This window comes from Enterovirga aerilata (assembly GCF_013044135.1).
Classification (GTDB): domain Bacteria; phylum Pseudomonadota; class Alphaproteobacteria; order Rhizobiales; family Beijerinckiaceae; genus Enterovirga; species Enterovirga aerilata.
On the sequence record NZ_JABEPP010000001.1, the window covers coordinates 475,859 to 501,374 of the forward strand.

At 70.3% G+C, this 25,516-nt stretch carries 30 protein-coding genes and 1 pseudogene; 26 read left to right on the forward strand and 5 right to left on the reverse strand.

Features of this window, described 5'->3' with window-relative positions; genetic code table 11:
• Positions 1 to 10 precede the first annotated feature (10 nt).
• The 12 genes and pseudogenes from HJG44_RS02325 (at position 11) to HJG44_RS02380 (ending at position 8,892) form a co-directional block, all read left to right on the forward strand.
• Complete coding sequence (locus HJG44_RS02325) at positions 11 to 775, forward strand: histidine phosphatase family protein (protein ID WP_171216711.1); 765 nt, start codon at positions 11 to 13, stop codon at positions 773 to 775.
• Entirely contained in the window at positions 772 to 1,650 is an 879-nt protein-coding gene (locus tag HJG44_RS02330) for an NAD(P)H-hydrate dehydratase (protein WP_346767071.1), read from the forward strand. The genes HJG44_RS02325 and HJG44_RS02330 overlap by 4 nt, the downstream gene beginning before the upstream one ends.
• A gap of 31 nt (positions 1,651 to 1,681) precedes the next feature.
• Positions 1,682 to 1,981 carry a nucleotidyltransferase family protein gene (locus HJG44_RS02335; protein WP_171216712.1) on the forward strand — a complete coding sequence of 100 codons (300 nt, stop codon included), beginning with the start codon at positions 1,682 to 1,684 and terminating at the stop codon, positions 1,979 to 1,981.
• A gap of 71 nt (positions 1,982 to 2,052) precedes the next feature.
• Positions 2,053 to 2,338 (forward strand): annotated as a pseudogene (locus HJG44_RS24150) (HepT-like ribonuclease domain-containing protein).
• Between the two features lie 102 nt (positions 2,339 to 2,440).
• Complete coding sequence (locus tag HJG44_RS02345; RefSeq protein ID WP_171216714.1) at positions 2,441 to 3,355, forward strand: peptidylprolyl isomerase; 915 nt, start codon at positions 2,441 to 2,443, stop codon at positions 3,353 to 3,355.
• Positions 3,356 to 3,450: 95 nt separating this feature from the next.
• Positions 3,451 to 4,536 (forward strand): TRAP transporter substrate-binding protein, encoded by a 1,086-nt coding sequence (locus HJG44_RS02350; RefSeq protein WP_171216715.1) that lies wholly within the window; start codon positions 3,451 to 3,453, stop codon positions 4,534 to 4,536.
• 98 nt (positions 4,537 to 4,634) lie between these two features.
• Positions 4,635 to 5,339: a glutathione S-transferase N-terminal domain-containing protein gene (locus HJG44_RS02355; RefSeq protein WP_171216716.1), complete on the forward strand. Its 705-nt coding sequence runs from the start codon at positions 4,635 to 4,637 to the stop codon at positions 5,337 to 5,339.
• 184 nt (positions 5,340 to 5,523) lie between these two features.
• A complete protein-coding gene (argJ, locus tag HJG44_RS02360) occupies positions 5,524 to 6,711 on the forward strand; it encodes a bifunctional glutamate N-acetyltransferase/amino-acid acetyltransferase ArgJ (RefSeq protein WP_171217273.1) in 1,188 nt (395 codons plus the stop codon).
• Entirely contained in the window at positions 6,708 to 7,439 is a 732-nt protein-coding gene (locus HJG44_RS02365) for an SIMPL domain-containing protein (RefSeq protein ID WP_346767072.1), read from the forward strand. The genes argJ and HJG44_RS02365 overlap by 4 nt, the downstream gene beginning before the upstream one ends.
• 58 nt (positions 7,440 to 7,497) lie before the next feature.
• Entirely contained in the window at positions 7,498 to 8,064 is a 567-nt protein-coding gene (locus HJG44_RS02370) for a hypothetical protein (RefSeq protein ID WP_171216717.1), read from the forward strand.
• A gap of 8 nt (positions 8,065 to 8,072) precedes the next feature.
• On the forward strand, positions 8,073 to 8,489 hold the full coding sequence (locus HJG44_RS02375; protein ID WP_171216718.1) for a (deoxy)nucleoside triphosphate pyrophosphohydrolase: 417 nt from the start codon (positions 8,073 to 8,075) through the stop codon (positions 8,487 to 8,489).
• Between the two features lie 19 nt (positions 8,490 to 8,508).
• Positions 8,509 to 8,892, forward strand: a complete 384-nt coding sequence (locus HJG44_RS02380) for a VOC family protein (protein WP_171217275.1) — start codon at positions 8,509 to 8,511, stop codon at positions 8,890 to 8,892.
• A 4-nt stretch (positions 8,893 to 8,896) separates the two neighbouring features.
• Here the strand turns inward: HJG44_RS02380 and HJG44_RS02385 are convergent, their stop codons facing one another.
• The 3 genes from HJG44_RS02385 to HJG44_RS02395 are packed head-to-tail and all read right to left on the reverse strand — an operon-like array spanning position 8,897 to position 10,607.
• Positions 8,897 to 9,334: an acyl-CoA thioesterase gene (locus HJG44_RS02385; RefSeq protein ID WP_171216719.1), complete on the reverse strand. Its 438-nt coding sequence runs from the start codon at positions 9,332 to 9,334 to the stop codon at positions 8,897 to 8,899.
• 2 nt (positions 9,335 to 9,336) lie between these two features.
• Positions 9,337 to 9,699, reverse strand: coding sequence for a DUF427 domain-containing protein (locus HJG44_RS02390; protein ID WP_171216720.1), 363 nt, complete (start codon positions 9,697 to 9,699; stop codon positions 9,337 to 9,339).
• A complete protein-coding gene (locus HJG44_RS02395; RefSeq protein ID WP_171216721.1) occupies positions 9,696 to 10,607 on the reverse strand; it encodes a methyltransferase domain-containing protein in 912 nt (303 codons plus the stop codon). Before HJG44_RS02395 ends, HJG44_RS02390 begins: the two co-directional genes overlap by 4 nt.
• Positions 10,608 to 10,681: 74 nt before the next feature.
• Between HJG44_RS02395 and HJG44_RS02400 the strand changes: the two genes are divergently transcribed.
• Entirely contained in the window at positions 10,682 to 11,431 is a 750-nt protein-coding gene (locus HJG44_RS02400) for a ComF family protein (RefSeq protein WP_171216722.1), read from the forward strand.
• Between the two features lie 390 nt (positions 11,432 to 11,821).
• Here the strand turns inward: HJG44_RS02400 and uvsE are convergent, their stop codons facing one another.
• On the reverse strand, positions 11,822 to 12,877 hold the full coding sequence (uvsE, locus tag HJG44_RS02405; protein WP_210260880.1) for a UV DNA damage repair endonuclease UvsE: 1,056 nt from the start codon (positions 12,875 to 12,877) through the stop codon (positions 11,822 to 11,824).
• Positions 12,878 to 13,020: 143 nt separating this feature from the next.
• Between uvsE and grxC the strand changes: the two genes are divergently transcribed.
• The 12 genes from grxC (at position 13,021) to HJG44_RS02465 (ending at position 24,197) form a co-directional block, all read left to right on the forward strand.
• Positions 13,021 to 13,278 carry a glutaredoxin 3 gene (grxC, locus tag HJG44_RS02410; RefSeq protein ID WP_171216723.1) on the forward strand — a complete coding sequence of 86 codons (258 nt, stop codon included), beginning with the start codon at positions 13,021 to 13,023 and terminating at the stop codon, positions 13,276 to 13,278.
• A 17-nt stretch (positions 13,279 to 13,295) separates the two neighbouring features.
• Positions 13,296 to 14,156 carry a carbon-nitrogen hydrolase family protein gene (locus tag HJG44_RS02415; protein ID WP_171216724.1) on the forward strand — a complete coding sequence of 287 codons (861 nt, stop codon included), beginning with the start codon at positions 13,296 to 13,298 and terminating at the stop codon, positions 14,154 to 14,156.
• A 74-nt stretch (positions 14,157 to 14,230) separates the two neighbouring features.
• Positions 14,231 to 14,719 carry a DUF1178 family protein gene (locus HJG44_RS02420; RefSeq protein ID WP_171216725.1) on the forward strand — a complete coding sequence of 163 codons (489 nt, stop codon included), beginning with the start codon at positions 14,231 to 14,233 and terminating at the stop codon, positions 14,717 to 14,719.
• 10 nt (positions 14,720 to 14,729) lie between these two features.
• Positions 14,730 to 15,236 (forward strand): metallophosphoesterase, encoded by a 507-nt coding sequence (locus tag HJG44_RS02425; protein ID WP_171216726.1) that lies wholly within the window; start codon positions 14,730 to 14,732, stop codon positions 15,234 to 15,236.
• 83 nt (positions 15,237 to 15,319) lie between these two features.
• Positions 15,320 to 16,189, forward strand: a complete 870-nt coding sequence (locus tag HJG44_RS02430) for an MBL fold metallo-hydrolase (protein ID WP_171216727.1) — start codon at positions 15,320 to 15,322, stop codon at positions 16,187 to 16,189.
• A 154-nt stretch (positions 16,190 to 16,343) separates the two neighbouring features.
• Entirely contained in the window at positions 16,344 to 16,958 is a 615-nt protein-coding gene (gene rimP, locus HJG44_RS02435; protein ID WP_171216728.1) for a ribosome maturation factor RimP, read from the forward strand.
• A 12-nt stretch (positions 16,959 to 16,970) separates the two neighbouring features.
• Positions 16,971 to 18,578 carry a transcription termination factor NusA gene (gene nusA, locus HJG44_RS02440; RefSeq protein WP_171216729.1) on the forward strand — a complete coding sequence of 536 codons (1,608 nt, stop codon included), beginning with the start codon at positions 16,971 to 16,973 and terminating at the stop codon, positions 18,576 to 18,578.
• Between the two features lie 18 nt (positions 18,579 to 18,596).
• Positions 18,597 to 19,265 carry an RNA-binding protein gene (locus tag HJG44_RS02445; protein ID WP_171216730.1) on the forward strand — a complete coding sequence of 223 codons (669 nt, stop codon included), beginning with the start codon at positions 18,597 to 18,599 and terminating at the stop codon, positions 19,263 to 19,265.
• 6 nt (positions 19,266 to 19,271) lie between these two features.
• The gene (gene infB, locus HJG44_RS02450; RefSeq protein ID WP_171216731.1) at positions 19,272 to 22,142 is read left to right on the forward strand and encodes a translation initiation factor IF-2; all 2,871 of its coding nucleotides are present in this window, start codon (positions 19,272 to 19,274) and stop codon (positions 22,140 to 22,142) included.
• A gap of 122 nt (positions 22,143 to 22,264) precedes the next feature.
• A complete protein-coding gene (rbfA, locus tag HJG44_RS02455; protein WP_171216732.1) occupies positions 22,265 to 22,687 on the forward strand; it encodes a 30S ribosome-binding factor RbfA in 423 nt (140 codons plus the stop codon).
• Complete coding sequence (truB, locus tag HJG44_RS02460) at positions 22,687 to 23,658, forward strand: tRNA pseudouridine(55) synthase TruB (RefSeq protein ID WP_171216733.1); 972 nt, start codon at positions 22,687 to 22,689, stop codon at positions 23,656 to 23,658. The genes rbfA and truB overlap by 1 nt, the downstream gene beginning before the upstream one ends.
• Complete coding sequence (locus HJG44_RS02465; protein WP_171216734.1) at positions 23,658 to 24,197, forward strand: GNAT family N-acetyltransferase; 540 nt, start codon at positions 23,658 to 23,660, stop codon at positions 24,195 to 24,197. The genes truB and HJG44_RS02465 overlap by 1 nt, the downstream gene beginning before the upstream one ends.
• Before the next feature lie 6 nt (positions 24,198 to 24,203).
• Here HJG44_RS02465 and HJG44_RS02470 read toward each other — a convergent pair whose 3' ends face one another.
• The gene (locus tag HJG44_RS02470) at positions 24,204 to 24,746 is read right to left on the reverse strand and encodes a DUF892 family protein (protein ID WP_171216735.1); all 543 of its coding nucleotides are present in this window, start codon (positions 24,744 to 24,746) and stop codon (positions 24,204 to 24,206) included.
• Positions 24,747 to 25,026: 280 nt separating this feature from the next.
• On the opposite strand from HJG44_RS02470, the gene rpsO reads away from it, so the two are divergent.
• Complete coding sequence (gene rpsO / locus HJG44_RS02475) at positions 25,027 to 25,296, forward strand: 30S ribosomal protein S15 (protein ID WP_171216736.1); 270 nt, start codon at positions 25,027 to 25,029, stop codon at positions 25,294 to 25,296.
• Positions 25,297 to 25,516 lie beyond the last annotated feature (220 nt).

Below are 25,516 nucleotides of genomic sequence, written 5' to 3' on the forward strand. Positions count from 1 at the left end.
GGGAGCCCTCATGCAGCATGGTTGGCCCGAGCGGTTATGGATCGTCCGGCACGGCGAGAGCGCCGGGAACGTCGCGCGCGCGGCCGCGACGGAGGCCGGCCTCGCCTGGATCGACATCGCCGAGCGGGACGTCGACGTCGATCTCTCGGCCCTCGGCGAGCGCCAGTCCCGCTCGATCGGGCGCTGGTTTGCGGCCATGCCGCCGCAGGAACGGCCCGAGGTCGTCCTCGCCTCGCCCTACCGCCGGGCGCGGCGCACGGCCGAGATCATGGCGGAGCTCGGCGCCTATGATCCGGAGCACCAGCTGCTCCTCGACGAGCGCCTGCGCGAGAAGGAGTTCGGCATCCTCGACCGGCTGACCACGGTCGGCATCCGCGAGCGCTATCCGGAGCAGGCGGAGTTCCGCCGCATCCTGGGCAAGTTCTACCACCGGCCGCCGGGGGGCGAGAGCTGGTGCGACGCGATCCTGCGGCTGCGGAGCGCGCTGGACACGATCGGCATCCGGCATGCCGGCCGCCGGGTCCTGGTGGTGAGCCACCAGGTCATCGTGCTCTGCATGCGCTACCTGATCGAGAACATGACGGAGGAGCAGATCCTGGCGATCGACCGCGCCGGCGACGTCGCCAATTGCGGCATCACCGAGTACCGCTTCGATCCGTCGATGGGAAAGGACGGGGGAATGCGGCTCGAGCGCTACAACTTCACCGTCCCGCTGGAGGAGGAAGGCACGCCCGTGACCTCCGAGCCAGACGCGAAGCTCGCGGCCGCCTCGTGATCAGGACCGTCACCCGCGAGGCGCTGGCCCGGATGCCGATCCCGTCCCCGAGCGGGGAGGGCGGCAAGGAGGAGCGCGGCCGCGTCCTTGTCGTCGCAGGCAGCCGCGAACTGATCGGCGCCGCCATCCTGGCCGGTACCGCCGTGCTTCGGGTCGGGGCCGGCAAGCTGCAGTACAACGTGCCCGCCAGCATCGCCTTTCATCTCGGAGCCGCCATGCCCGAGGCCCGCTCGGTAGCGATGCCGGAGACGCCCTCGGGCGCGATCGCGGCCGGGGCCGCGGAAACCATTGCCGGGAATGCCGGCAAGTGCAGCGCCGTCCTGATCGGGCCGGGGCTCCTCGACGAGGAGGCGACCGGCGAACTCGTGGCGGCGCTGCTACGGAGGCTGGAAGCCCTGCCTCTCGTGCTGGACGCTGCGGCCATGATGGGCCTCAAACGCCACCGGGAGCTCCTCGCGCGCCACGCTGGCCGGATCGTCGTCACCCCGCATGCCGGCGAGATGGCCGGCATGCTCGGGCGGGACAAGGCGGAGATCGAGGCGGACCCGGCCGCGGTCGCGCGCGAGGTGGCGCAGGAATACGGCACCGTGGTGGTGCTGAAGGGCGCCTGCTCCTACATCGCGGGGCCGGGCGGGGAAGCCTGGTCATGCGGACACGGCAATGTCGGGCTCGGAACCTCGGGCTCGGGCGATACGCTCGCGGGCTTCATCACGGGCCTGATGGCGCGCGGCGCCGATCCGGTCCGGGCTGCGCTCTGGGGGGTCTATCTCCATGGCGAGGCCGGCAACCGCCTCGCCCGATCGCGCGGGCTTCTCGGCTATCTGGCGCGCGAGATTCCCGACGAGGTCCCGGCGATCCTCGCGGAGATGTGCTAAGCTCGCGCTCGCATCAAAGGTCGAAGCAGCAATGAGACGAGACGAGGCGGTCTCCAGACTGGCGGGGCTCGAGCCGGAGCTTCGGGCTTTCGGCGTCGCTCACCTGTATCTCTTCGGCTCCGTTGCCCGTGACGAGGCTGGCCCGGGCTCCGATCTGGACGTTTTCGTCGAGCCTGTCGGCCAGGACTTCTTCCGCCTGGACAACTACATGGGACCGTTCGAGCTGATCGAGCGGATATTTCCCGGGGTGCCGGTCGGCTACAGCACCCGTCAGGGGCTGTCTGACTACATCCGCGACACCGTCGAGAGCGAGGCCGTCAGGGTCTTCTAATGGGGGCAAGCCGGAATCCCGTCGCGCGGCTACGCCACATACGGGACGAGATCGACCAGCTTACGGCAGCGATGGGCGGCATCGGCTATGAGGTGTTCGCGTCGAGCTATATGCATCGGCGCACGGCCGAGCACGCTCTCCTGATCATCTCTGAGGCGGTCCGAGCCGTCCCGGAGGACATCACCAACCAGTACCCTGGCCCGAACTGGCGTGATGCGCGCCATCGGGAACGTGCTGCGGCACGACTACTATGCGGTCGAGCCTCCCGTGCTGTGGGACGTGGTGAATGTGAGGTTGCCTGAGCTCCGGCCCGTCATTGCTCGGATGATCGAGGATCTGAGCGGCGGGATCAATTGACGCACGCTCCCGGCAGGCCCCGGCCGCCCGAGGGCGCAGTCTTGCCATCTTCCTGGAACTAATCCACGTCTCCGCGACCCAGCGGGCCAGCAGGAACAGCTCATGTCGTCACGTCCCACCACGCTTCTGCGCAGCACCGCACTTGCGGCGGCGCTCGCGCTTCCGCTCGGCGCCGTGGCCCAGACCGCGCCGGCTCCGGCCGCTCCGCCGACCGCATCCGCCGCACCGGCCGACCCGGACAAGGTCATCGCGAAGGTCGGCGGGCAGAGCATCACGGAGGCCGATCTCGCCGTTGCCGCCGAGGATCCCGCCCTCGCGCTTCCGGGCACGGACGAGAAGCAGAAGCGCGACATCCTGGTCGGCTATGTGATCGACCTCAAGCTCGGCGCCCAGGCGGCCGAGGCCGCGAAGCTCGCCGACACGCCCGAGTTCAAGCGCCGCCTCGCCTATATGCGGGACAAGCTTCTCGTCGACGAATACCTGGAGCAGGAGACCAAGAAGGCGGTGAGCCCCGACGCCGCCCGCAAGCTCTACGACGAGACCGCCAAGACCATGCAGCCGGAGGAGGAGGTGCGCGCCCGCCACATCCTCGTCGAGGACGAGGCGGAGGCGAAGAAGGTCGCCGCGCGCGTCAAGGGCGGGGAGGATTTCGCCAAGGTCGCGGCGGAGGTCTCCAAGGATCCGGGCTCGAAGAACGAGGGCGGCGAGCTCGGCTTCTTCACCAAGGACCGCATGGTCGAACCCTTCGCCGAGGCCGCCTTCGCCATGAAGCCGAAGGAGATCTCCGACCCGGTGAAGAGCCAGTTCGGCTGGCACGTCATCCAGGTCGAGGAGCGCCGCACGAAGCCGCAGCCGACCTTCGAGGAGCTGAAGGACCAGATCGACCAGTATCTCACCCGCAAGGCGCAGCAGGACGTCGTCCTGGCCCTGCGCAAGAGCGGGAAGGTCGAGCGGCTCGACCAGCCGGCGGCTGCGACCGGAGCAACGCCGGCGCCGGGTGCCGCTCAGCCCAAATAGGCGGCAGTTCCCAAAGTCGGGCTCGACAAAAGCGGACGGCGTGACACATTCCCCGCCGGCACCCTCGGGTGCCCCACCATTGGGGAAACGTCCGCATGAAACGTCGTCAGTTCCTCCAGGCCGGCTCCGTCGGCCTGGCGGCCGGCACCGTCGCCGCGCCTGCCATCGCGCAATCCAATCCTGAGATCCGGTGGCGGCTCTCCTCTACCTTCCCGAAATCGCTCGACACGCTCTACGGCGCGTCCGAGACCTTCTCCCGGCTGGTCAGCGAGCTGACCGAGGGCAAGTTCCAGATCCAGCCCTTCGCTGCCGGTGAGATCGTCGGCATGCCGCAGGCGCTCGATGCGGTGTCGAACGCTACGGTCGAGATGATCCACGGCCCCGGCTACTACTACGTGGGCAAGGATCCGGCGCTCGCCCTCATCGCCGACGTCCCCTTTATCATGAACGTGCGGCAGCGGAACGCCTGGTTGCATATGGGCGGCGGCCAGGATCTCGTGAACGAGTTCGTCGCCAAGTACAACGTGCATACTCTCCAGGGCGGCAATACCGGCACCCAGATGGGCGGCTGGTTCCGCAAGGAGGTGAAGACCGTCGCCGACCTCCAGGGGCTCAAGTTCCGCATCGCGGGCCTCGCCGGACAGGTTCTCGCCAAGATGGGCGCGGTGCCGCAGCAGATTCCGGGCGGCGACATCTATCCGGCGCTGGAGCGCGGCACGATCGACGCGGCCGAATGGGTCGGCCCCTATGACGACGAGAAGCTCGGCTTCGCCAAGGTTGCGCCCTACTACTACTATCCGGGCTTCTGGGAGGGTGCGCCCACCACCCATTTCTGGATCAACAAGCCGAAATGGGAGGAGCTGCCGAAGCTCTACAAGCAGGTCATGACCACGGCCGCGATCCAGGCCGGCATGGAGATGACGGCGAAATACGACGCACGCAACCCGGCCGCTCTCCGGCGCCTCGTCGCGCAAGGCGCGCAGCTCCGGCCGTTCAGCCAGGAGATCCTGGAGGCGGGTTACAAGGCGTCCAACGAGATTTATGACGATCTCTCGGCCAAGAACCCGGACTTCAAAAAGCTCTACGAGCACATGCGGGCGTTCAGGAACGAGGAATATCTCTGGTGGCAGCTCGCCGAATATTCCTTCGACACCTTCATGATCCGCGCCCGTCGCGGCTGATCCGGACCGATGCGGCCGCCGGGCTTGTTCCGGCGGCCGTTCCGTGAAAAGCGCCTCGCCGGCCGGGACCGGCGTCCCGCACGCGTCGAGCGAGGCACATGGCAGATCTATCCACCTTCCCCATCACGAAGCGCTGGCCGGCCGCCCATCCCGACCGGCTGCAGCTCTATTCGCTGCCGACCCCGAACGGCGTGAAGGCCTCCATCATGCTGGAGGAGATCGGGCTCGCCTACGAGCCGCATACGATCAATATCGGGGCGAACGAGACCTGGACCCCCGAATTCCTGTCGCTCAACCCGAACGGCAAGATCCCGGCGATCATCGATCCCGACGGGCCGGGCGGGAAGCCGTTCGGGCTCTGGGAATCGGGCGCGATCCTCGTCTATCTCGCCGAGAAGACGGGCAAGCTCCTGCCGTCCGATCCGGCGGGCCGCTACGAGGCCCTGCAATGGGTCTTCTTCCAGATGGCCGCGATCGGGCCGATGTTCGGGCAGCTCGGCTTCTTCCATAAGTTCGCGGGCCGCGAATGGGAGGACAAGCGCCCGCGCGACCGCTACGCGGCGGAATCGAAGCGGCTGCTCGGCGTGCTCGAGACGCGTCTCGCCGGGCGCGACTGGATCATGGGCGACGAGTATACGATCGCGGACATCTCCATGCTCGGCTGGGTGCGCAACCTCGTCGGCTTCTACGGCGCCGGCGACCTCGTCGACTATGCGTCCCTGAAGGAGGTGCCGCGCTGGCTCGAGCAGGGCCTCGCGCGCCCGGCCGTCCAGCGCGGGTTGGAGATCCCGAAGCGGCCGTGAAGCCGGCGGAGCCGAGCCACGGTCCGGCGAGGCGGTGCGCGGCCGGGACACTCGGGCTTGTCCCGGCCCGCCGGATGTGAGAGGCGGCGCGGGCGTCGAGACGGCCGGGACAAGCCCGGCCGTGACAAAGGTTCTCCCGTTGACTCACGCCGTTTCGCCGCTGGCACCGCAGAGCTATCCCGAGATGCCGCCCATCCGCGGCGTCCGCCTCGCGACCGCCGAGGCAGGCATCCGCTACCGGGGGCGGACCGACGTTCTCTACGTCGAGCTGGACGAGGGCACGCAGGTGGCGGGCGTGTTCACGCGCTCGCGCTGCCCCTCCGCCCCGGTGGATTGGTGCCGGGCGCACCTGCCGGGCGGGGCGGCCCGCGCCGTCGTCGTCAATTCGGGCAACGCCAACGCCTTCACGGGCCTGAAGGGCCGCGAGGCCGTCCGGCTGACGGCCGAGATCGCCGCCGAGGCCGCCGGCTGCCGGCCCGAGGAGGTGTTCCTTGCCTCGACCGGGGTCATCGGCGAGCCGCTGGACGCGACCAAGTTCCGCGGCGTGCTCGCCGACTGCGCGGGACGTGCCCGCCCGGACTCGTGGCTCGATGCCGCCCGCGCCATCATGACGACCGACACCTTCCCCAAGATCGCGACCCGCCGGGTGCGGCTGGGGGAGGCGGAGGTCGCGATCAACGGCATGGCGAAGGGGGCCGGCATGATCGCGCCCGACATGGCCACCATGCTCTCCTTCGTGTTCACCGATGCCGCGATCGCCGCGCCGGTGCTGCAGCAGCTCCTGGCGGCCGGCGCGGAGAAGAGCTTCAACTGCGTCACGGTCGACGGCGACACCTCGACCTCCGACACGCTCCTCCTTTTCGCCACGGGCAAGGCGGGCGGGCCTGCCGTCGAGAGCGCGGACGATCCGGCGCTGCAGCCCTTCCGGCAGGCGCTCGACGACCTGCTCGTGGAGCTCGCGCAGCTCGTCGCGCGCGACGGAGAGGGCGCGCGCAAGTTCGTGACCGTCGAGGTCTCGGGCGCCGAGAGCGACCGCTCCGCCCATCGGATCGCCATGTCCATCGCGAACTCCCCCCTCGTGAAGACCGCGATCGCCGGGGAGGATGCGAATTGGGGCCGGGTCGTGATGGCCGTCGGCAAGGCCGGCGAGCCGGCCGACCGGGACCGCCTCGCGATTTCCTTCGGGGACGTGCGGGTCGCGGTCGAGGGCGCGCGCGACCCGGCTTACAGCGAGGAGGCGGCCTCCGCGGTCATGAAAAAGGACGAGATCGCCGTGAGGGTGGATCTCGGCCTGGGCGGGGGCAAGGCGCGGGTTTGGACCTGCGACCTCACCAAGGCCTATGTCGAGATCAACGGAGATTATCGCTCGTGAGCCTGCGCCGCCTAGCCTTCTCCACGCTGTGCCTTGCCGGATGGGCCTCGGCCGCGCTGGCCCAGCCGGCCCCCGGCCCGGAACCCGGGCGCATCAGCGTGATCGGACAGGCCACGATCGAGACGCCGCCGGACTTCGCCGCGGTGCAGATCGGCGTGACCTCCAAGGCCGCCACCGCGGCTGCGGCGCTTGCCGACAACTCCGCGGCGGTGGCCCGGACGATCGCGCTGGCGAAGACGATGGGGGTCGAGCCGCGCGACGTCGCGACGAGCGCGGTGAGCCTGCATCAGGCCTTCCGGAGCGTGCGGACGCCGAGCGGGGTCGAGCAGCAGCCGGACGGCTACCAGGCGCAGAACGTCGTGACCGTCCGGCTCGCCGACATGGGCAGGCTCGGCCAGTTCATGCAGCAGGCCGTCGAAGGCGGCGCGAACCGCATCGACTCGGTGTCCTTCGGCCTGCGCGAGCCGGGAAAGGCCGAGCGCGAAGCGGCCGTCGCCGCGACCCGCGATGCGCTCGCGCGGGCGAGGGCGGTGGCGGAGGCCGCCGGCGTGACGCTCGGACCGGTCGAGAGGATCACCACCCCGCCCCGGGCGGAACGGCCTGGTCACCCGCCCTATCCAGTCATGCGCATGGCCACCGCCGAGAGCCAGGCCAAGGCCGTGCCGCTGGAGGCCGGGACGCTCGCCGTCTCGGCCGAGGTCGAGGTGGTCTGGGCGCTGCGGCAATAGCCGGGCTATCCTCTGGTTATCGGACGGGCACGAATCGGAGACGGACAGGGTGCCTCGCGTGACCCGCCCCGCGGCGGTCCTGCTCCTTCTGAGCACGTTCGGGGCCGAAGCCGGCCCGGAATTCCTGCGCGTGCCGGAGCCGCGTTCCGCCGTCCCGCTCGGCTCCTTCGAGAGCGCCGGCGTGGCGGTCTTCGTGCGGGCGCACGAGGCGCGGCGGCATCCCGCGCCGGCCCCTCCGGCAGGACATGCGAGCCGGATCGCCGTCGCGCCCGTCGCGGCCGCGGTACAGGCGGACATGCTTGCCGCTCCCGGCCAGGCCGAAATCGACATGCCGACGGCCACCGGCAGCATGGGGCGCAGCCGGTGGGTCGCGCCGCCCGAAGGCGCGGCCCGGCCGGGCGCTCTCGCCCCGACGGGCACGGACGTGGCCTCGCCCTTCGCCAAGCCGGGCCTGCTCGGCTCGCACGCCACGCCGGACCTGGAGCTCGAGGTCTCCAAGCGGGCCACGATCGGCGTCTTCGGCGAGGCCGGCAAGATCGAGCCGACCGACATCCGCAACGCCACCACGCGCACGACACGCGACCTGGGCGCCGGCGTGACCCTGCAATACCGCTTCGGCGAATAGGCCCCGCGATGAAGCTTCTCCTCGTCGCGGCGGTCGCCCTGATCGACGCCGATTTCCGCGTGCTCATCGCCGAGCGGCCGGAGGGGAAACAGCTCGCCGGGATGTGGGAATTCCCCGGTGGGAAGGTGGAATTCGGCGAGCGGCCCGAGCAGACCCTGATCCGGGAGCTCCGGGAGGAGCTCGGCATCGCGGTCGAGGAACCCTGCCTCGCGCCGCTCACCTTCGCGAGCCATGCCTACGAGAGCTTCCATCTCCTGATGCCGCTCTATGCCTGCCGCCGGTGGAACGGCTTCGTGCAGCCGCTCGAAGGCCAGCGTCTCAAATGGGTGAGGCCGGCGGAGCTCCGGAACTATCCCATGCCGCCGGCCGACGAGCCGCTGATCCCAGCCCTGATCGAGCTCGTCGGAGCCGGCCCGAGCGCGTGACCGCAAGGAGCAGACCATGATCCTGGATCATTTCGGCTTCGGCGTCTCCGACTACGCCAGGGCGCGCGCATTCTACAACGCGGCGCTCGCGCCGCTCGGGATCAGGCTCGTGATGGAGATGAGCCCGGCCGAGACGGAGCGCGGCAACTGGGCCGCCGGCTACGGCCGGGAGAAGCCGGATTTCTGGATCGGCTCGGACGGGAAGACCTCGCCGCCGCTGCATGTCGCTTTCGCGGCGGAGAGCCGGGAGCAGGTGCGCCTCTTCCACGAGGCCGCGATCCGGGCCGGCGGGCGGGACAACGGCCGGCCGGGCCTCAGGCCGCACTACCATCCCCACTACTATGCGGCCTTCGTGCTGGATCCGGACGGCCACAATGTCGAGGCGGTCTGCCACCGCCCCTGACGGGTCAGGCGCGCAGCGGCTCGAGGACGGCGCGCGTCGCCGCCGGGATCCCGGCCGGGCGGCCCGTGGCGCGGTCGACATAGACATGCGTGAAGCGGCCCTGCGCCGCCGCGAGCTCGCCGCCTGCCTTGAAGATCGCGACCCGGTAGGTCGCCGACGAGCGTCCGAGCGCCGTGACCGCGATCCCGGCCTCGACCGTCTCGGGAAAGGAGATCGATTCGAAATAGGTGCAGGAGGTCTCGACCACGAGGCCCGTGACCGGGCTCGTGGCCGGGTCGAGCACGCCGTGATCGACCAGATGGGCGTTCACGGCCGTGTCGAAATACGAGTAGTAGACGACGTTGTTCACGTGCCCGTAGACGTCGTTGTCCATCCAGCGCGTCGGGACGGGCCGGAACAGCCGGAAGGCGGAGCGGGCGAGCCGTTCGGGGCGCTCCGCCATGCTCAGTAGAGCTCCTCGATCGCGTCCACCTTCTCCGGATAGAAGGCCATGTGCCCGGCGATGGCCTTGGCGGCGGGCAGCGGCGCCTCGTAGCTCCAGGCGGCGTCCCGGCGCTCGAGCCCGCCGGCCGTAAGCTTGTAGTAGCTCGCGTCCCCCTTGTAGGGGCAATGGGAGCGCCGCTCCGTGCGGTCGAAGAGGTCGATCTGCACGTCCTCGCGCGGGATGTAGAAGACCGGCGGATGGTTCGCCTCGCGCAAGGTCAGGGCGCGCGTCGACTCGGCCACGATGGTGCCGCCGAGCACGACCCGGATGCGGTTCGGGTTCGGCACGATGGTGATCGGGTGGTCCGCTGGCCTGTCGCTCATCCTGTCCCTCCCTCGCCGCCGGACGGCATGTCGGGCCGGTGTTCTCTCACCCCGAGCGCATCCGCAAGCCTCGCCTGCGCGGAACCGGGCCGGAGCGGCTTCTGCTGGCTCTCGTGCGGCGCCCAGCCGGAGAGCCAGACGATGTCGAAGGTCGCCCGGATGCGCCCGTCCGGATCGGCGAAACGTTCCGCATAGAAAGCCGCCATGCGGATGAGGGTCGCGCGCCGGAGCGGCGCGCGGCGGCGCTCGGCGAGCGCGTTGGTCAGGCCCATCGCCCGCAGGTCCTGCATGAGCCGGAACGCGTCGCGGTAGCGGACCGTCACGGTCTCGAGATCCACGACCGGCAGCGCGAAGCCGGCGCGCTGGAGGAGCCCGCCCAGCGAGCGCACATCGGCGAAGGGCGCGACGCGCGGGCTTGCGCCGCCTTCCATCTCGGCCTCGGCCGCCGCGAAGGCCTGGCGCAGCTCGGTCAGCGTGTCGCCGCCGAACAGGCATGCGAGCAGAAGCCCGTCGGGCCGGAGTGCGCGGCGGATCTGCAGCAGCGCGCCCGGAAGGTCGTTCACGGATTGAAGCGCCAGGAGCGACACCGCGAGGTCGACCGATTCCGGGCCGATCGGCAGCCGCTCCTCGTCGCCGAGCGCCGTCGGAATGAACGAGGCCGGGCCGGGAGCGGGCGCGATCCGCGCGATCGCGGTCCCGGGCCGCGACCTTGCGACGATCTCCGCGGCTATGGGGGTGGGCGTGCCGATATCGACCGCGAGCGGGAACGGCCGGCTCACGGCCGAGAGGCGCTCCTCCAGGTCGAGGGCCGCCCGCTCGAGCAGGAAGCCCGCGAACCTGCCCTCGATGGCGCGCGCGAGCCGCTTGCGCACCAGCGCGCGGTCGAAGACGGTCGGAGCCGTAGTCATGCCGTCCTATGGCGCCGATCCGGCCGCGACGGAAGGCGCTCGCGCGGACCCGTATGGGCGGCTAGGCTTCGGGCATGGTCCAGGCCGGCCTCTCGGCATTGTCCCGCTTCGGCGGCACGCTCCTCGGGCTCGTCTTTCCGCCGAGCTGCATCGGCTGCGGCGCGGCGACGGGCGAGCCGCACACGCTGTGCGGCCGCTGCTGGAGCTCCATCCGGTTCATCGAGCGCCCTTTCTGCGAGCGCCTCGGCACGCCCTTCGCGGTCGATCTCGGGATGGCGCTCGTGTCGCCGGCGGCGATCGCCGATCCGCCCGTCTTCGCCCGCGCCCGCGCCGTCGCCCGCTACGACGACACCGCCCGCAGGCTGGTGCACCGCCTCAAATATTCCGATCGGCTCGACCTCGTTCCCGCGCTCGGCGCCATGATGGCGCGCTCGGGCGCGGAGCTCGCCGCGGAGGCGGACGTGATCGTGCCGGTGCCGCTCCACCGGACCCGGCTCTGGTGGCGGCGCTTCAACCAGTCCATGGAACTCGCGCGCGTTGTCGCCGCCCGTCACGGCAAGCCCTGCGACCCCTCCCTGCTGCTGCGGATCAAGCGGACCACCCCTCAGGTGGGGCTGAGCCGCAACCAGCGGGCCGAGAATCTCCAGGGCGCCTTCCGCGTGCCGGAAAGCGCCCGGCCGCAGCTCAAGGGGAAGCGCGTGCTGCTCGTCGACGACGTGCTGACCACGGGCGCCACCGCCAATGCCGCCTCCCGCGCGCTCCTGCGGGGCGGCGCCTCGGCAGTCGACGTCCTCGCCTTCGCCCGCGTCGTGGCGGAGAGCTGAGGAGTAGGGAACGCAAGCAGGGCGACCTTCCCCATCTTGCATCCGGTAATCGAAGCAGTACCTTCAAGTGATGTCCGACCCGCCGTCGCCTGAGAACAACCTGATGCTGCGGCAGCTCGCGGAAATTCGGCGTGAGAACGCGGAGACACAGGAGCGGCAGGCCCGTGTCATCGAGCTTCTCGGACGCACGAACCAGAAGATAGATGACCTGGCGGCCAGAATGGACCAGGCTTGTCGGTGGTGCGGAGCGATATCGTTCTACTCGAGAACAAGGCCCTTACCGCTATCACCGATGTTCAGAGAGCGATTGCTAGGATCGACGAGCAGGATTCGACCCTCGCCGATCTCCGCAATACTCGCGCGCCGAGCTGAGTGCCCCGAGGATGAGGCTCAGGCCGCCTCGTCCAGTTCGCCCTCCGTGCCCTCCTCGAGCGATGCCTCGTCGGCTTCGAGCAACTCCGTATCGGAGGAGGTCAGTCCGAACCGCGCCGCCACGTCCGGCGCATAGCGCAGGAGGTCCGGCCGGAGCTTCATCAGGGCCAGGTCCTTCGCCTTGCTCTCCAGCATCACGTCGAAGACGAGGCCGTCCGCGTCGCGCATGAAGCGCGCGAACTCGAACGGATTCGTGAAATCCGCATGTCCCGTCCAGACGGGGGGCAGGAGCACGGTCTTGAGCTTCTTCGTCGTCCGGTCGCGCCGCTTGAGCTCCCGCAGCTCCGTCCGCGGGGAGGAATAGTGGAGCTTGGGCCGGACGCCGTCCGGCCAGGTCGCCAGGATGCGGCGCAGCGCCTCCACCATGTCGAGCCGCTCGGGGTTCAGGCACCAGAAATGCTGGTAGTCGAAGATGAGCCGCACGCCGGTCCGCTCGTGGATCCACAAGACGTCCGCGGCGCTGAAGCGGAGGTCGTCGTGCTCGAGCACGAGGCGCCGGCGCACATGCTCCGGCAGCGTCGGCCAGGTTTCGGCCCAGCGCGCCCGGCTCGCCTCGCGGTCTCCATAGGTGCCGCCGACATGGGTGACGAGCACGGCCTCGGGCCCGAGCTCCATCCGGTCCAGCATCTCGGCCTGGGATGCCAGGTCCCAGACGCTCTTGCGCGTCAGCTCCGGGTCGGGGCTGTTCAGGAGCACGAATTGCGACGGGTGGAAGGACAGGCGGATGTCGAGCCGCCGCGCCTTCTCGCCGATCGCGCGCAGCTCCGCGTCGCTCTCCGCCACCATGCCGTGGAATTGCGGCATGCCGGGATGCGTCGCGTAGGGCGCCAGGTCGGACGACATCCGGTACATCCCAATCTTGTGCCGGGCGAGGTGGTCGAGGATCCCGTCGAGATATTCGAGCGACACCTTGAGGTGCGGGTTCTTCTGCCAGCGCCTCGTGTCGTTGCTCTTCAGGTCGGCCCGCGCCATCACCTTCACGGGAAAGCCGAGCCGCATCGCGCCGTCGTTCATCCGCTCTTCTCCTGTGCGGACAACGGCCGGACCGGGAACGCGTTCTCGCGGCCGCCGCACGGTTTCGTGAGCGCGCCGGGACCTGCGCTTTGCCGGAACGGCCGGGCGCCTGCTACGTTTCCGCCGGAAACAGACGGACGGCCATGTCCCCCATCACGATCTATACGAAGGGCTGGTGCCCCTATTGCGCGGCCGCCAAGGACCTCCTCCGGCAGAAAGGCGCCGATTTCGAGGAGATCGACATCGGGCGGGAATCGGCCCGGCGCGGTGAGATGATCCAGCGTGCCGGCGGGCGCTCGACCGTGCCGCAGATCTTCATCGGCGAGCGCCACGTGGGCGGCTGCGACGACCTCTACGCCCTGGACCGGCGCGGCGAATTGGATAGGTTGCTCGCCGCCTGATCCCGCCGGAGAGCGCCATGACAGCCCAGACATTCGTCGCCGCCTGCGCGGGCATGCGCTCCGGTCGCGACCCGGTCGCGAACCGCGACGCGGCGGTCGCCCTCGTGCGTGAGGCCGCCGATCGCGGCGCGCATTTCGTCCAGACGCCCGAGATGACCTCGCTCGTCGAGCGCAGCCGGGCGGCGCTCTTCGAAAAGGTCGGGCCTGAGGAGACCGACGTCACGCTCGCCGGCCTCCGGGAGGTCGCACGCGAGAGGGGCGTGGTCGTCCATATCGGCTCGATCGCGGTGCGCGCCGGCGACAGGATCGCGAACCGCGCCTTCCTGATCGACCGGCAGGGCGAGATCACGGCCCGCTACGACAAGATCCACCTCTTCGACGTCGACCTGCCGAACGGCGAGTCCTGGCGCGAATCGGCCACCTATGCGGGCGGCGGCAGGGCGGTCCTGGCGGAGACGCCCTGGGGCCTGATCGGGCTCACCATCTGCTACGACGTCCGCTTTCCCGCCCTCTACCGGGCGCTCGCCGAAGCAGGGGCGGGGATGCTGTCGGCGCCGGCCTGCTTCACGCGCCAGACCGGCGAGGCGCATTGGCACGTGCTTCACCGGGCGCGCGCCATCGAGACCGGCTCCTTCATGATCTCGGCCGCGCAGGGCGGGCTGCACGAGGACGGGCGCGAGACCTTCGGACATTCGGTCATCGTCGACCCGTGGGGCCGCGTGCTGGCGGACGGCACGGCCGAGCCGGGGATCGTGATGGCGGAGATCGATCTCGCCCTCGTGGCCGAGGCCCGCGGCCGCATCCCTGCCCTGAAGCACGGGCGGCCGTTCACGGTCGAGGTGGCTCGGTCCGCGCCGCGGCTTGCGGCCGCGGAGTGAAATCTCGTAACGGCACGGAAAGCGCTTACTTGGCAGGATGATGACAGGCGCTTTCTGAAGGCTCAGCGTCCGAGATGATCCGTTACGCCCTGGCCTGCGACAACGGCCACGAATTCGAGTCGTGGTTCCCGTCCTCGGCCTCCTACGACCGGCAGGCCGAACGCGGCCTCGTTCTCTGTCCGCTCTGCGGTTCCGCCAAGGTGGCCAAGCAGCTCATGGCGCCCGCGCTGGGGCGGAAGGGGAACGCCGCCGGGGCCGCCGCGGAGCCCGCGCCTGCCCCGGCGAACCTGCCCGTGCCGGCAGCGCCGGCCCCGCAGCCGGTCGCCCTGATGTCCGAGCGCGAGCAGGCGGTCCGGGCGATGCTCCGGGCCGTCCGCGAGCACGTGACCAGGAACGCCGACTACGTCGGCACGGCCTTCGCCGAGGAGGCGCGCAAGATGCATTACGGCGAGATCGAGCACCGCTCGATCTACGGCGAGGCGAACGCCGCCGAAGCGAAGGCGCTCCTGGAGGAGGGGATCGAGTTCCACCCCCTCCCGATCGTGCCGGACGACCGGAACTAGGCGGGACCGCTTGTCGGTCTTCTTCACCTCCGACCAGCATTTCGGCGATCATCGGCGGCTCTTCATCGACCGCCGTCCCTTCGCGTCCGTCGCCGAGATGGACGAGGCGATGGCCGCGCGCTGGAACGCGGCGGTGAGGCCGGAGGACACCGTCTGGCATCTCGGGGACCTGACGCGGCTGCGGAAGCCGGAGCGGATCGACGCCCTCCTTTCCGGACTGAACGGCCGGAAGCACCTGATCATCGGCAACAATGACGGCCCCGCCACGCTCGCCTGGCCGGGCTGGCAGAGAGTGAGCCACTATGCCGAGCTCGAAGTGGATGGGCGCGGTCTCGTCCTCTGCCACTATGCCTTCCGGACCTGGAACGGCTCGGGCCGGGGCAGCCTGAACCTGCACGGCCACAGCCACGGGCGTCTCCGGCCCATGAAGCGGCAGTTCGATGTCGGCGTGGATGTGTGGGATTTCACGCCGGCGACGCTGGACCAGATCCTGGCCCGCGCCGCCATGCGGGCCTGAGCGTGGGGGGCGCTTGAGTTTCCCCGCCACCCGCCCGAGAACAGGCCCGGCCGAGGCAGGGCTCTAGGCGGACGGAGGAGGCGATGACGCAGGAGTACCCACCCGGCCGGGCGGTCCGGCGCCTGGTCGGCGACATCGAGGTGATCGCGCTGAGCGACGGCGTGCAGACGATCTCGCCGGCGCTCTTCCCGGATGCCGACCCGCAGGACCTCGCCTCCCTGGCGGCCGCGGCCGGCCATGCGGCCGATCCCATGCCGGTCCCGGTCAACACCTTCCTGATCCGGGCCGACGGCTGCAGCTATCTGGTCGATGCCGGGACGGGGCCGTCGCGCGGCGCGCATCTCGGCCATGTCCCGGCCGCGCTGGCCGAGGCCGGAGTGACGCCGGACGAGATCGACGTCGTGCTGATGACCCATATGCACGGCGATCATGCGGGCGGGCTCCTGCACCCCTCCGGCGAGACCGCCTTTCCGTCGGCCGAGCTGTGGCTGGCCGAGGAGGAGGCCGCGTTCTGGCTCGATCCCGATCTGCCCGGCCGCGTACCCGAACGCATGAAGGCGACGCTGGCCAACGCCGTTAAGGCGCTCGATGCCTACCGCGAGCGGACGACCCGCTTCTCCGCCGGCCGCGAGGTCGCGCCGGGGATCCGGACGGTGCCGCTGCCCGGCCACACGCCGGGCCAGACCGGCTACCTCGTCGAGAGCCGCGGCGAGCGGCTCCTGATCTGGGCGGACATCATCCATGTCGCGGCGCTCCAGTTCGCCCGCCCGCATTGGACGGTCGGCTTCGACGTCGACGGCCGGCAGGCGGCGGAGACGCGCCGCCGCATCTTCGAGCGCGCGGCGGCCGAGAACCTCCCCGTGGCCGGCATGCATCTGCCCTTCCCGGGCTTCGGCCGCGTCGTGGGGCTGGGGGAGGGGTATGCCTACGCGGCGGAGCCGGCGGATCTCTGACAGGCCGGATCGCGCAAATCTTGCACCGGGGCACGTCCGATGCTATCTAGCTGACGTCAGCTCTGGTGTGGTGCGAAAGCGCCATTGTCGGGAGCGGGCCCGAGAGGGTCCCGCTCTTTTTTATTGCTTGGACGCCGGACGACGAGCATCGGTCATGACGGACGGATCCGAAGCCAGATTCTATCGCGAGAAGGGCGTCGCGGCGCGCGTCGCGCAGGTGGTCGAGCCGGTGCTCGAGGATCTGGGCTTCCGCCTCGTGCGCGTGAAGGTGTCGGCCCAGAACGGGACGACGGTCCAGATCATGGCCGAGCGCCCGGACGGGACGATGACCGTGGAGGATTGCGAGGCGGTGAGCCGCGCGGTCTCGCCCGTGCTCGACCTGGAGGACCCGGTCGCACAGGCCTACCATCTGGAGGTCTCGTCGCCCGGGATCGACCGGCCGCTGGTGCGCGCCTCCGATTTCCGGCGCTGGGCGGGTTACGAGGCCAAGATCGAGCTTGGCGTTCCGCTGGAGGGGCGCAAGCGCTTCCGCGGCATCGTCCGGGACGCGGACGAGACCACGGCGACGGTCGAGCTCCCCGACGCGCCGGGCGACGAGGAGGTCGTGGCGAGGCTTGCGCTCGACGACATCGCGGAGGCGCGGCTCGTGCTCACCGACGACCTGATCCGGGAATCGCTCCGGCGCGGCAAGGCCGCGGAGGAAGCGGCCGCCGGCGACGAGGAAGCGGACCCGACCGCGGACGGGCGGGCCGGACAGAATACGGTTTAGAGGAGAACGGACATGGCGGTCAGCGCCAATCGGCTTGAATTGCTGCAGATCGCGGACGCCGTCGCCCGCGAGAAGGTCATCGACCGGCAGATCGTGATCTCCGCCATGGAGGACGCGATCGCCAAGGCGGCCCGCTCGCGCTACGGCGCAGAGACGGACGTGCATGCCGAGATCCACCCCCGGACGGGCGAGCTGCGGCTCTCGCGCCATCTCCTCGTGGTGGACAGGGTCGAGAACGAGGCGACCGAGATCTCGCTGGAGGAGGCGCGCCGCCGCAACCCGGCCGCCCAGGTGGGCGACGCCATCTCCGAGACGCTGCCGCCCTTCGATTTCGGCCGCATCGCGGCGCAATCGGCCAAGCAGGTCATCGTCCAGAAGGTCCGCGATGCCGAGCGCGACCGGCAATACGAGGAATACAAGGACCGCATCGGCGAGATCATCAACGGGCTGGTGAAGCGGGTCGAATACGGCAACGTCATCGTCGACCTGTCGGGACGCGGCGAGGGCATCGTGCGCCGCGACGAGCTGATCCCGCGCGAGACCTTCCGGCCGGGCGATCGCATCCGCGCCTATCTGTTCGACGTGCGGCGCGAGGCGCGCGGGCCGCAGATCTTCCTCTCCCGCACGCATCCGCAATTCATGGCGAAGCTCTTCGCCTCCGAGGTGCCGGAGATCTATGACGGCATCGTCGAGGTGAAGGCGGTGGCGCGCGACCCCGGCTCCCGCGCCAAGATCGCGGTCACCTCGCGCGACTCGTCCATCGACCCGGTCGGCGCCTGCGTCGGCATGCGGGGCTCGCGCGTCCAGGCGGTCGTGGGCGAGCTCCAGGGCGAGAAGATCGACATCATCCCGTGGTCCTACGACCGCGCGACCTTCATCGTGAACGCGCTGCAGCCGGCCGAGGTGGTCAAGGTCGTGCTCGACGAGGAGGCCGAGCGCATCGAGGTGGTGGTGCCGGACGACCAGCTCTCGCTGGCCATCGGCCGCCGCGGCCAGAACGTCCGCCTCGCCTCGCAGCTCACCGGCTGGGACATCGACATCCTGACCGAGGCCGAGGAATCGGAGCGGCGCCAGAAGGAGTTCGTCGAGCGGACCGAGCTCTTCATGGCCGCGCTGGACGTCGACGAGGTCGTGGGCCAGCTCCTCGCGTCGGAAGGCTTCCGCAGCGTGGAGGAGATCGCGGCCGCCGATCCGTCCGAGATCGCGGCCATCCAGGGCTTCGACGAGGACACCGGCGCCGAGATCCAGCGCCGGGCGCAGGAATATCTCGACCGCATCGAGGCGGAGCAGGATGCGCGCCGGCGCGAGCTCGGCGTGCAGGACGAGCTGCGCGAGATCGACGGCGTGACGACGCCGATGCTGGTCGCCCTCGGCGAGAACGACGTGAAGACGATCGAGGATCTCGCGGGCTGCGCGACGGACGACCTCGTCGGCTACACGGAGGGCCGCGGCCAGGACGCGGTGCGCCACGAGGGCTTCCTCGACCCCTTCGGCGTTTCGCGCGCCGAAGCCGAGGCCATGATCATGCAGGCCCGCGTGAAGGCCGGCTGGATCGAGCCGCAGGCCGAGGAGCCCGTCGAGGAGGAAGCGGCCGCCGAGGCCGAGATGCAGCCGAGCTGAACCGGGCCGCGCCGCGACGTGCCGAAACCCGAGCCCGAGCGCACCTGCATCGTCACGCGCGAGGCGAAGCCCGCCTCCGAGCTGATGCGCTTCGTGCTCGGGCCGGACGGCGCCGTCGTGCCGGACCTGCGCAACCGGCTCCCCGGCCGCGGCGCCTGGGTCACGCCGACCGCCGCCGCCGTCGCCGAGGCGGTCAGGAAGCGCGCCTTCGGTCGGGCCTTCAAGGCCGAGGCGAAAGTCCCGCCGAATCTCGTCGAAGCCATCGACGCGGCGCTCGTGCGGGATCTCAAGGGGGCGCTTTCGCTCGCCAACAAGGCGGGCGCGGTCGTGGCCGGCTTCGGCAAGGTGGAGGCGGCCATCGCGTCGGGTAGCGTGGCGGCCCTCATCCACGCCCGCGAGGCGGCCGAGGACGGAAGGCGCAAGCTCGCCGGGGCATTGCGAAAACGCGATGGCGACTCGATATCAGGCATATCCATCTTCGACGACCTGCCGGGTGACGATTTGGACGTGGCCTTGGGGCGCGCGCATGTGATACATGCTGCGCTTCTCGCGGGTCCTGGTAGTGAAGGGTGCCTGGCGCGCTGGCGTCGGCTTCGCCGTTTTCGCGGAGTTGACGACGGGGCCGGGCCCTCGCGGGACGTGGATGGACGGCAGGGCGAGGCTCGGCAGGCCGAGCGGCAGGACTAGATCTGTATGAGTGACACCAAGACCCCGGGCGACAAGACGCTGCACGTCTCTCCGAAGACGTTGTCGCTGCCGAAGCGCCCGGCCGAGCAGAACACGGTGCGCCAGAGCTTCTCCCATGGACGGTCGAAGGCCGTCGTGGTCGAGACTGTGAAGCGTCGTGCCGCGACGCCGGGCGGCGCCAAGGATGCCGCTCCGGCCGGCGCGCCGGCCGCTTCCCCCCGCTCCGCCGCGGCGCCTGCCCCGCCCGGCCGCCCGACCCTCGGCCTGTCGCGCCCGTCCCCGGCGGCTCCCGCTCCGGCGGCGGCGGCGCCCGCTGCCCGCGCGCCTACCCCGGCGGCTGGGACGGCCCCGCGTCCCGCGGCGCCGTCCCAGCCTTCCGGCCAAGCTCCGGCCCAACCCTCCGCACAGCCAGCCGGCCCGCCGGCCGGCGGCCGCCCGACCGGCATCGTGCTGCGCACGCTCACCGATGCGGAGCGCGACGCGAGGGTCCATGCCCTCACGGACGCCAAGCGCCGGGAGGAGGAGGAGCGCCGGATCGCGGAGGAGAATGCGCGGCGCCGTGCGGAGCGCGAGGCGCGCGACCAGAAGGAGCGCGAGGCCGCCGAGGCGCGCAAGCGCGAGGAGGAGGAGCGCCGCCGCCAGGAGGACGAGCGCAAGCGCCGCGCCGAGGATGAAGCGCGCCGCCGTCTCGGCGAGGTGACGCCGCCCGCGCCCGCGACGCCCCGTCCCACCGATTCGCGCCGCCCGCAGAATCTCGACATGATCGGCCGCCGGCCGGCCCCTGCCGCCGCGCAGCCCACGAACAAGGATGCGCCGCGTCCGGCCGGTGCCGCCGCGCGCCCGGCCGCCTCCGCGCCTGCCGGCCGGAGCGCCGCCGCGGACGACGAGGGCGACCGCAAGGTCGTCATCCGGCGGCCCGGCATGCCGCTCAAGATCATCACGCCCCCGAAGCCGAAGGGCCCGGGCGGCGGCAACCGCGACCGCCGCGGCCGCCTGACCATCGCCAGCGCCACCTCGGGCGAGGAGGAGCGCACGCGCTCCGTCGCAGCCTTCCGCCGCCGCATGCAGCGCATGAGCGGCCACCGCCAGGTTGACGACAAGGAGAAGATCGCGCGCGAGGTGACCATCCCGGAGACGATCACCATCCAGGATCTCGCCAACCGCATGGCGGAGCGCGCGGTCGACGTGATCAAGCTCCTGATGAAGCAGGGCCAGATCCACAAGATCACCGATACGATCGATGCCGACACGGCGCAGCTCGTGGCGGAGGAGCTCGGCCATACGGTGCGCCGCGTCGCCGAGGCCGACGTTCTCGAGGGCCTGTTCGACGAGCCGGATCTCGAGGAGCATCTCGAGCCGCGCCCGCCGGTCGTCACCATCATGGGCCATGTCGACCACGGCAAGACGTCGCTGCTCGACGCGATCCGCAAGACGGACGTCGTTGCGGGCGAGGCCGGCGGCATCACCCAGCATATCGGCGCCTATCAGATCACGACGCCCTCCGGCGCGAAGATCACCTTCATCGACACGCCCGGCCACGCCGCCTTTACGGCCATGCGGGCGCGCGGCGCCAAGATCACGGACATCGTGGTCCTGGTGGTCGCGGCCGATGACGGGGTCATGCCGCAGACGGTCGAGGCGATCAGCCACGCGAAGGCGGCGGGCGTTCCGATGGTGGTCGCGATCAACAAGATGGACAAGCCGGACGCGAACCCGCAGCGGGTCCGCACGGAGCTGCTGCAGCACAACATCCAGGTCGAGTCGATGGGCGGCGACACCCTCGAATTCGAGGTGTCCGCGCTGACGGGCCAGGGCCTCGATACCCTGCTCGAAGGTCTGCTGCTCCAGGCCGAGGTGTTGGACCTCAAGGCCGATCCGCTCCGCAACGCGGAAGGCACGGTGATCGAGGCGAAGCTCGACCGCGGTCGTGGTCCGGTCGCGACCGTGCTCGTCCAGCGCGGGCTGCTGGAGCCCGGCGACATCATCGTGGCCGGCGCCGAATGGGGCCGCGTGCGCGCCCTCATCAGCGACACGGGCGAGATGATCGAGGAGGCGGGCCCGTCCTATCCGGCCCAGGTGCTTGGCTTCAACGGTACGCCGGATGCCGGCGACCGGTTCGCCGTGGTGGAATCGGAGGCGCGCGCCCGCGAGATCACGGAGTACCGTGCCCGCGTGAAGCGCGAGCGTGCGGCCGCCCGCGCCTCGGTGAACCGCGGCTCGCTCGCCGACATGATGCGCGACCTGCGCGAGGGCTCCGGCCGCAAGGAATTCCCGCTCGTCATCAAGGGCGATGTGGGCGGTTCGGTCGAGGCCATCGTCACCGCGCTCGAGAAGATCGGCAACGAGGAGGTCGCCGCGCGCATCCTGCATGCCGGCGTCGGCGCCATCACCGAATCCGACGTGACGCTCGCCCAGGCCTCGGGCGCGGTCATCATCGGCTTCAACGTGCGCGCCCACAAGGAAGCGCGCGAGGCGGCCGAGCGCGCCGGGATCGAGATCCGCTATTACAACATCATCTACAATCTCGTGGACGATGTGCGGGACGCGATGTCGGGCCTGCTCGCCCCGACGCTCCGCGAGGAGCGGCTCGGCGAGGCGAAGATCCTGGAGGTCTTCGACGTCTCCAAGGTCGGCAAGGTCGCCGGCTGCCGCGTGATGGACGGCCGCGTCGAGCGCGGCGCCCATATCCGGCTCATCCGCGACAACGTCGTCATCCACGAGGGCGGGCGCCTGCAGACGCTCAAGCGCTTCAAGGACGACGTCCAATCGGTCGTGGCCGGCCAGGAATGCGGCATGTCGTTCGACAATTACGACAAGATCCGCGTCGGCGACGTGATCGAGTGCTTCAACGTCCACGAGGAGCGGCGCTCGCTGTAGCCCTGTCATGGCCGGGCTTGGCCCGGCCATCCACGGAACCCTCGAGACTGGCAGTACGTAGATGGCCGGGCCAAGCCCGGCCATGACGCTTTGGAGCCGGTTCGATTCCGGCATTGCGAACGATGCAGAAACGACAGGACTCCCCGAAGGGCCCGAGCCAGCGCCAGCAGCGCGTGGCGGAGCTGGTGCGTCACGCGCTCGCCGAGGTGCTCGGCCGCGGCGACATCCAGGATCCGGTGCTCGCGGCCCACGTGATCACCATTCCCGAGGTGCGGATGTCGCCGGACCTGAAGCTCGCGACGGCCTTCGTCATGCCGCTCGGCGGCAAGGACGAGCGGCCCGTCATCGAGGCGCTCGACCGCAACAAGAAGGTGCTGCGCCAGGAGGTGGCGCGGCGCGTCGAGCTGAAATACGCGCCCGAGCTCCGCTTCCGGCGCGACGAGAGCTTCGACGAGGCGGCGCGCATCGACGCCCTCCTCAGGAGCGAGAAGGTGCGGCGGGACCTGGAGAAGGATGCCGCCGCGGACGAGACAGAACGGGGCTGATGGACACGATGGTCGACGAGGCGCCGCGCGCCGAGGAACGGGCTCCCGAAGGGCGCCGCCCACCGCAGGACCGCCCGAAGAAGCGGGTCGTGAACGGCTGGGTCATCCTCGACAAGCCGGTCGGGATGACCTCGACCCATGCGGTCGCGGTGGTGAAGCGCGCCCTGAACGCCAAGAAGGCGGGCCATGCCGGCACGCTGGATCCGCTCGCCTCGGGCATCCTGCCGATCGCGCTCGGCGAGGCAACCAAGACCGTTCCCTTCGTCATGGACGGCAGGAAGTCCTACGTCTTCACGGTTACCTGGGGTGTCGAGACCGATACGGACGATGCGGAGGGCCGGCCGGTCCAGGCCACGAACCGGGTCCCGGACCCCGCGGCCGTGGCGGCGCTGCTGCCCCGCTTCATCGGCCAGATCGAGCAGGTGCCGCCGCGCTTCTCGGCCATCAAGGTCGCGGGCGAGCGCGCCTATGACGTCGCCCGCGGCGGCGGCGACCTGGAGCTCAAGGCGCGCGTGGTAGAGGTGGAACGCCTCGCGATCCTCCATCACGCCGACGACAAGACGGTGCTCGCGGCCGATTGCGGCAAGGGTACCTATGTGCGGGCGCTCGCCCGCGATCTCGGGCGGGCGCTCGGCTGCCTGGGCCATGTCTCGGCGCTCCGGCGCACGCGGGTCGGCCCCTTCACGGAGGCCGAGACGGCGACGATCCAGGAGCTCGAGACCGGGACGCCGGAGCCCGGCCGGACGACGCCCATCCTGCATCCGGTCGCATCCGCGCTCGCCGACCTGCCATGCCTGCCCGTGTCGCGCGATGCGGCCGGCCGCCTGATGCGCGGGCAGTCCGTGCTGCTGCGCGGCCGCGACGCGCCGGTGGAAGGCCGGCTCTATGCCACCTGCAACGGCGTCCTGGTCGCGATAGCGGATGTCGAGCAGGGGGAACTCGTCCCCCACCGGGTGTTCAGCCTGGCGTGATGGGGGCGGAAGCTCCCGAGATACGGGTCCTCGGACCTCAGGATGCGGCCGATTACCGGGCTCTCCGGCTATTCGCGCTGGAATGCGAGCCGGAAGCCTTCTCGGCCGATCTCGAGGAGGCCCGAGGGCACGGGCTGGACTGGTTCAGGAACCGGCTGGACCTGCCGCCGCCATCGGCGACCTTCGGGGCTTTCTTCGGCGGAACGCTGGTCGGGGCGGCGTCGCTGATCGTCGAGACGAGCCGGAAGATGAGCCATCGCGGGCTGGTCGCCGGCGTGTTCGTCTCGCCGGAGGCGCGGGGCAGGGGCGTAGCGGCCCGGCTGCTCGGCGGGCTGGTCGACCACGCGACGGACCGGCTCGATGTCCTCGACCTCGCGGTCGGAACCTACAACGCACCCGCGCGAGCGCTCTACCTTCGGCTCGGCTTCACGCCTTACGGCCTGATGCGCGACGCCCTCCGGGTGAACGGGCGCTCGATCGACGAGGAGATGATGTCCCTCGATCTTCGGACGCGAGCCCGACGGCCCGCGTCCGATTGAGCGGAATCAGCGGTCCGCCTTCTCGCCCGCGGCCGCCCGCTCGAGGTATTTGCGGGTGATCGGCTCCACCATGTCCTTGATCATCTGCGCAGCCTTCTCGTCCTCGCGCAGGTTCTGGTTGAGCGCCGTCAGGAACCGGCTCTCGCCCGCCACCTCCGCCATCGTGACCAGCGACTTGTAGGCCGCCACCTCGAAATTCTCGAAGGCGTGGTTGGCGAAGGTGTTCTTCAGGATCTCGTCGCCCATGGGCACATGCGCGATCGCCGCCATGTTGCCCATGAACTGCGTGGCCATGTCCTTCAGCAGCGAGCGGTCCTCGCCCAGACCGTCCAGGATCTCGTCGATGCGCTGCTCGTGCTGGAGGGTCTCCTCCAGGTGACGCCTGACGAGCGCCTCCATCTCCGGATAGTTCTTGAGCCGCTCGAGTTGCCGCTCGAGGATCTGGATCGCCTCCTTTTCCAGCGCGTGCGCGTTCTTCACGCCCGTGATGAAGATGGACCGCACCGCGTCGTTCTGCGAAAGGCTGCCGCCGAGTGTGGCCGTCGCCATGTGAATGCTCCGTCGGGTGATGCCGGCTCAACCGGCTCCTCGGCGACGGAGTTCCCATGCGAAACCGGACGGAAGCGCACGGAGCCGTGAACGTCCGGGAAGTGGCTACTGGCGCCCGAGACGGATTCGTGTATAAGGGCGCGTCCCGGACTGGCCCCTGGCCCCGGGCATTCCCGCGACAACCGACCGCGCTGGACGACATCCCGGCCCGGCCGCTTTCGCGGACCGGCGGTCACGTCACGTGCCCCGGCCTCGTCAACCCCTACCCGAAAGGATCCCGATGTCGATCACGGCCGAGCGCAAGCGAGCGCTCATGAACGAATATGCCCGCGAGGCGAACGACACCGGCTCGCCGGAGGTTCAGGTCGCCATCCTCACGGAGCGGATCAACAACCTGACCGACCACTTCAAGTCGCACAAGAAGGACAATCATTCGCGCCGCGGCCTGCTGAAGATGGTGTCGCAGCGCAGGTCGCTGCTCGACTATCTGAAGAGCCGGGACGAGAGCCGCTATCGCTCGCTCATCGAGCGCCTCGGCATCCGTCGCTGACGAGTTCCTGGCCGGAGCCTTGCGCTCCGGCCGTTTTCGCATCCGGGACGGCTGCAGCCGTTCCGTAACCCGATCGGCGGAATGGTCCGCCGGTCCGATCCCAAGCCGGGCGGCTGAGGCAGGCCATGGCAGGATCGCCGGGGGCTCGCGCGGACTGATCTCCGCCCTGTGCCGAGCCCCCCGTCGTCTTGCACATGGCGGAACCCACGCCTCCGTCGGC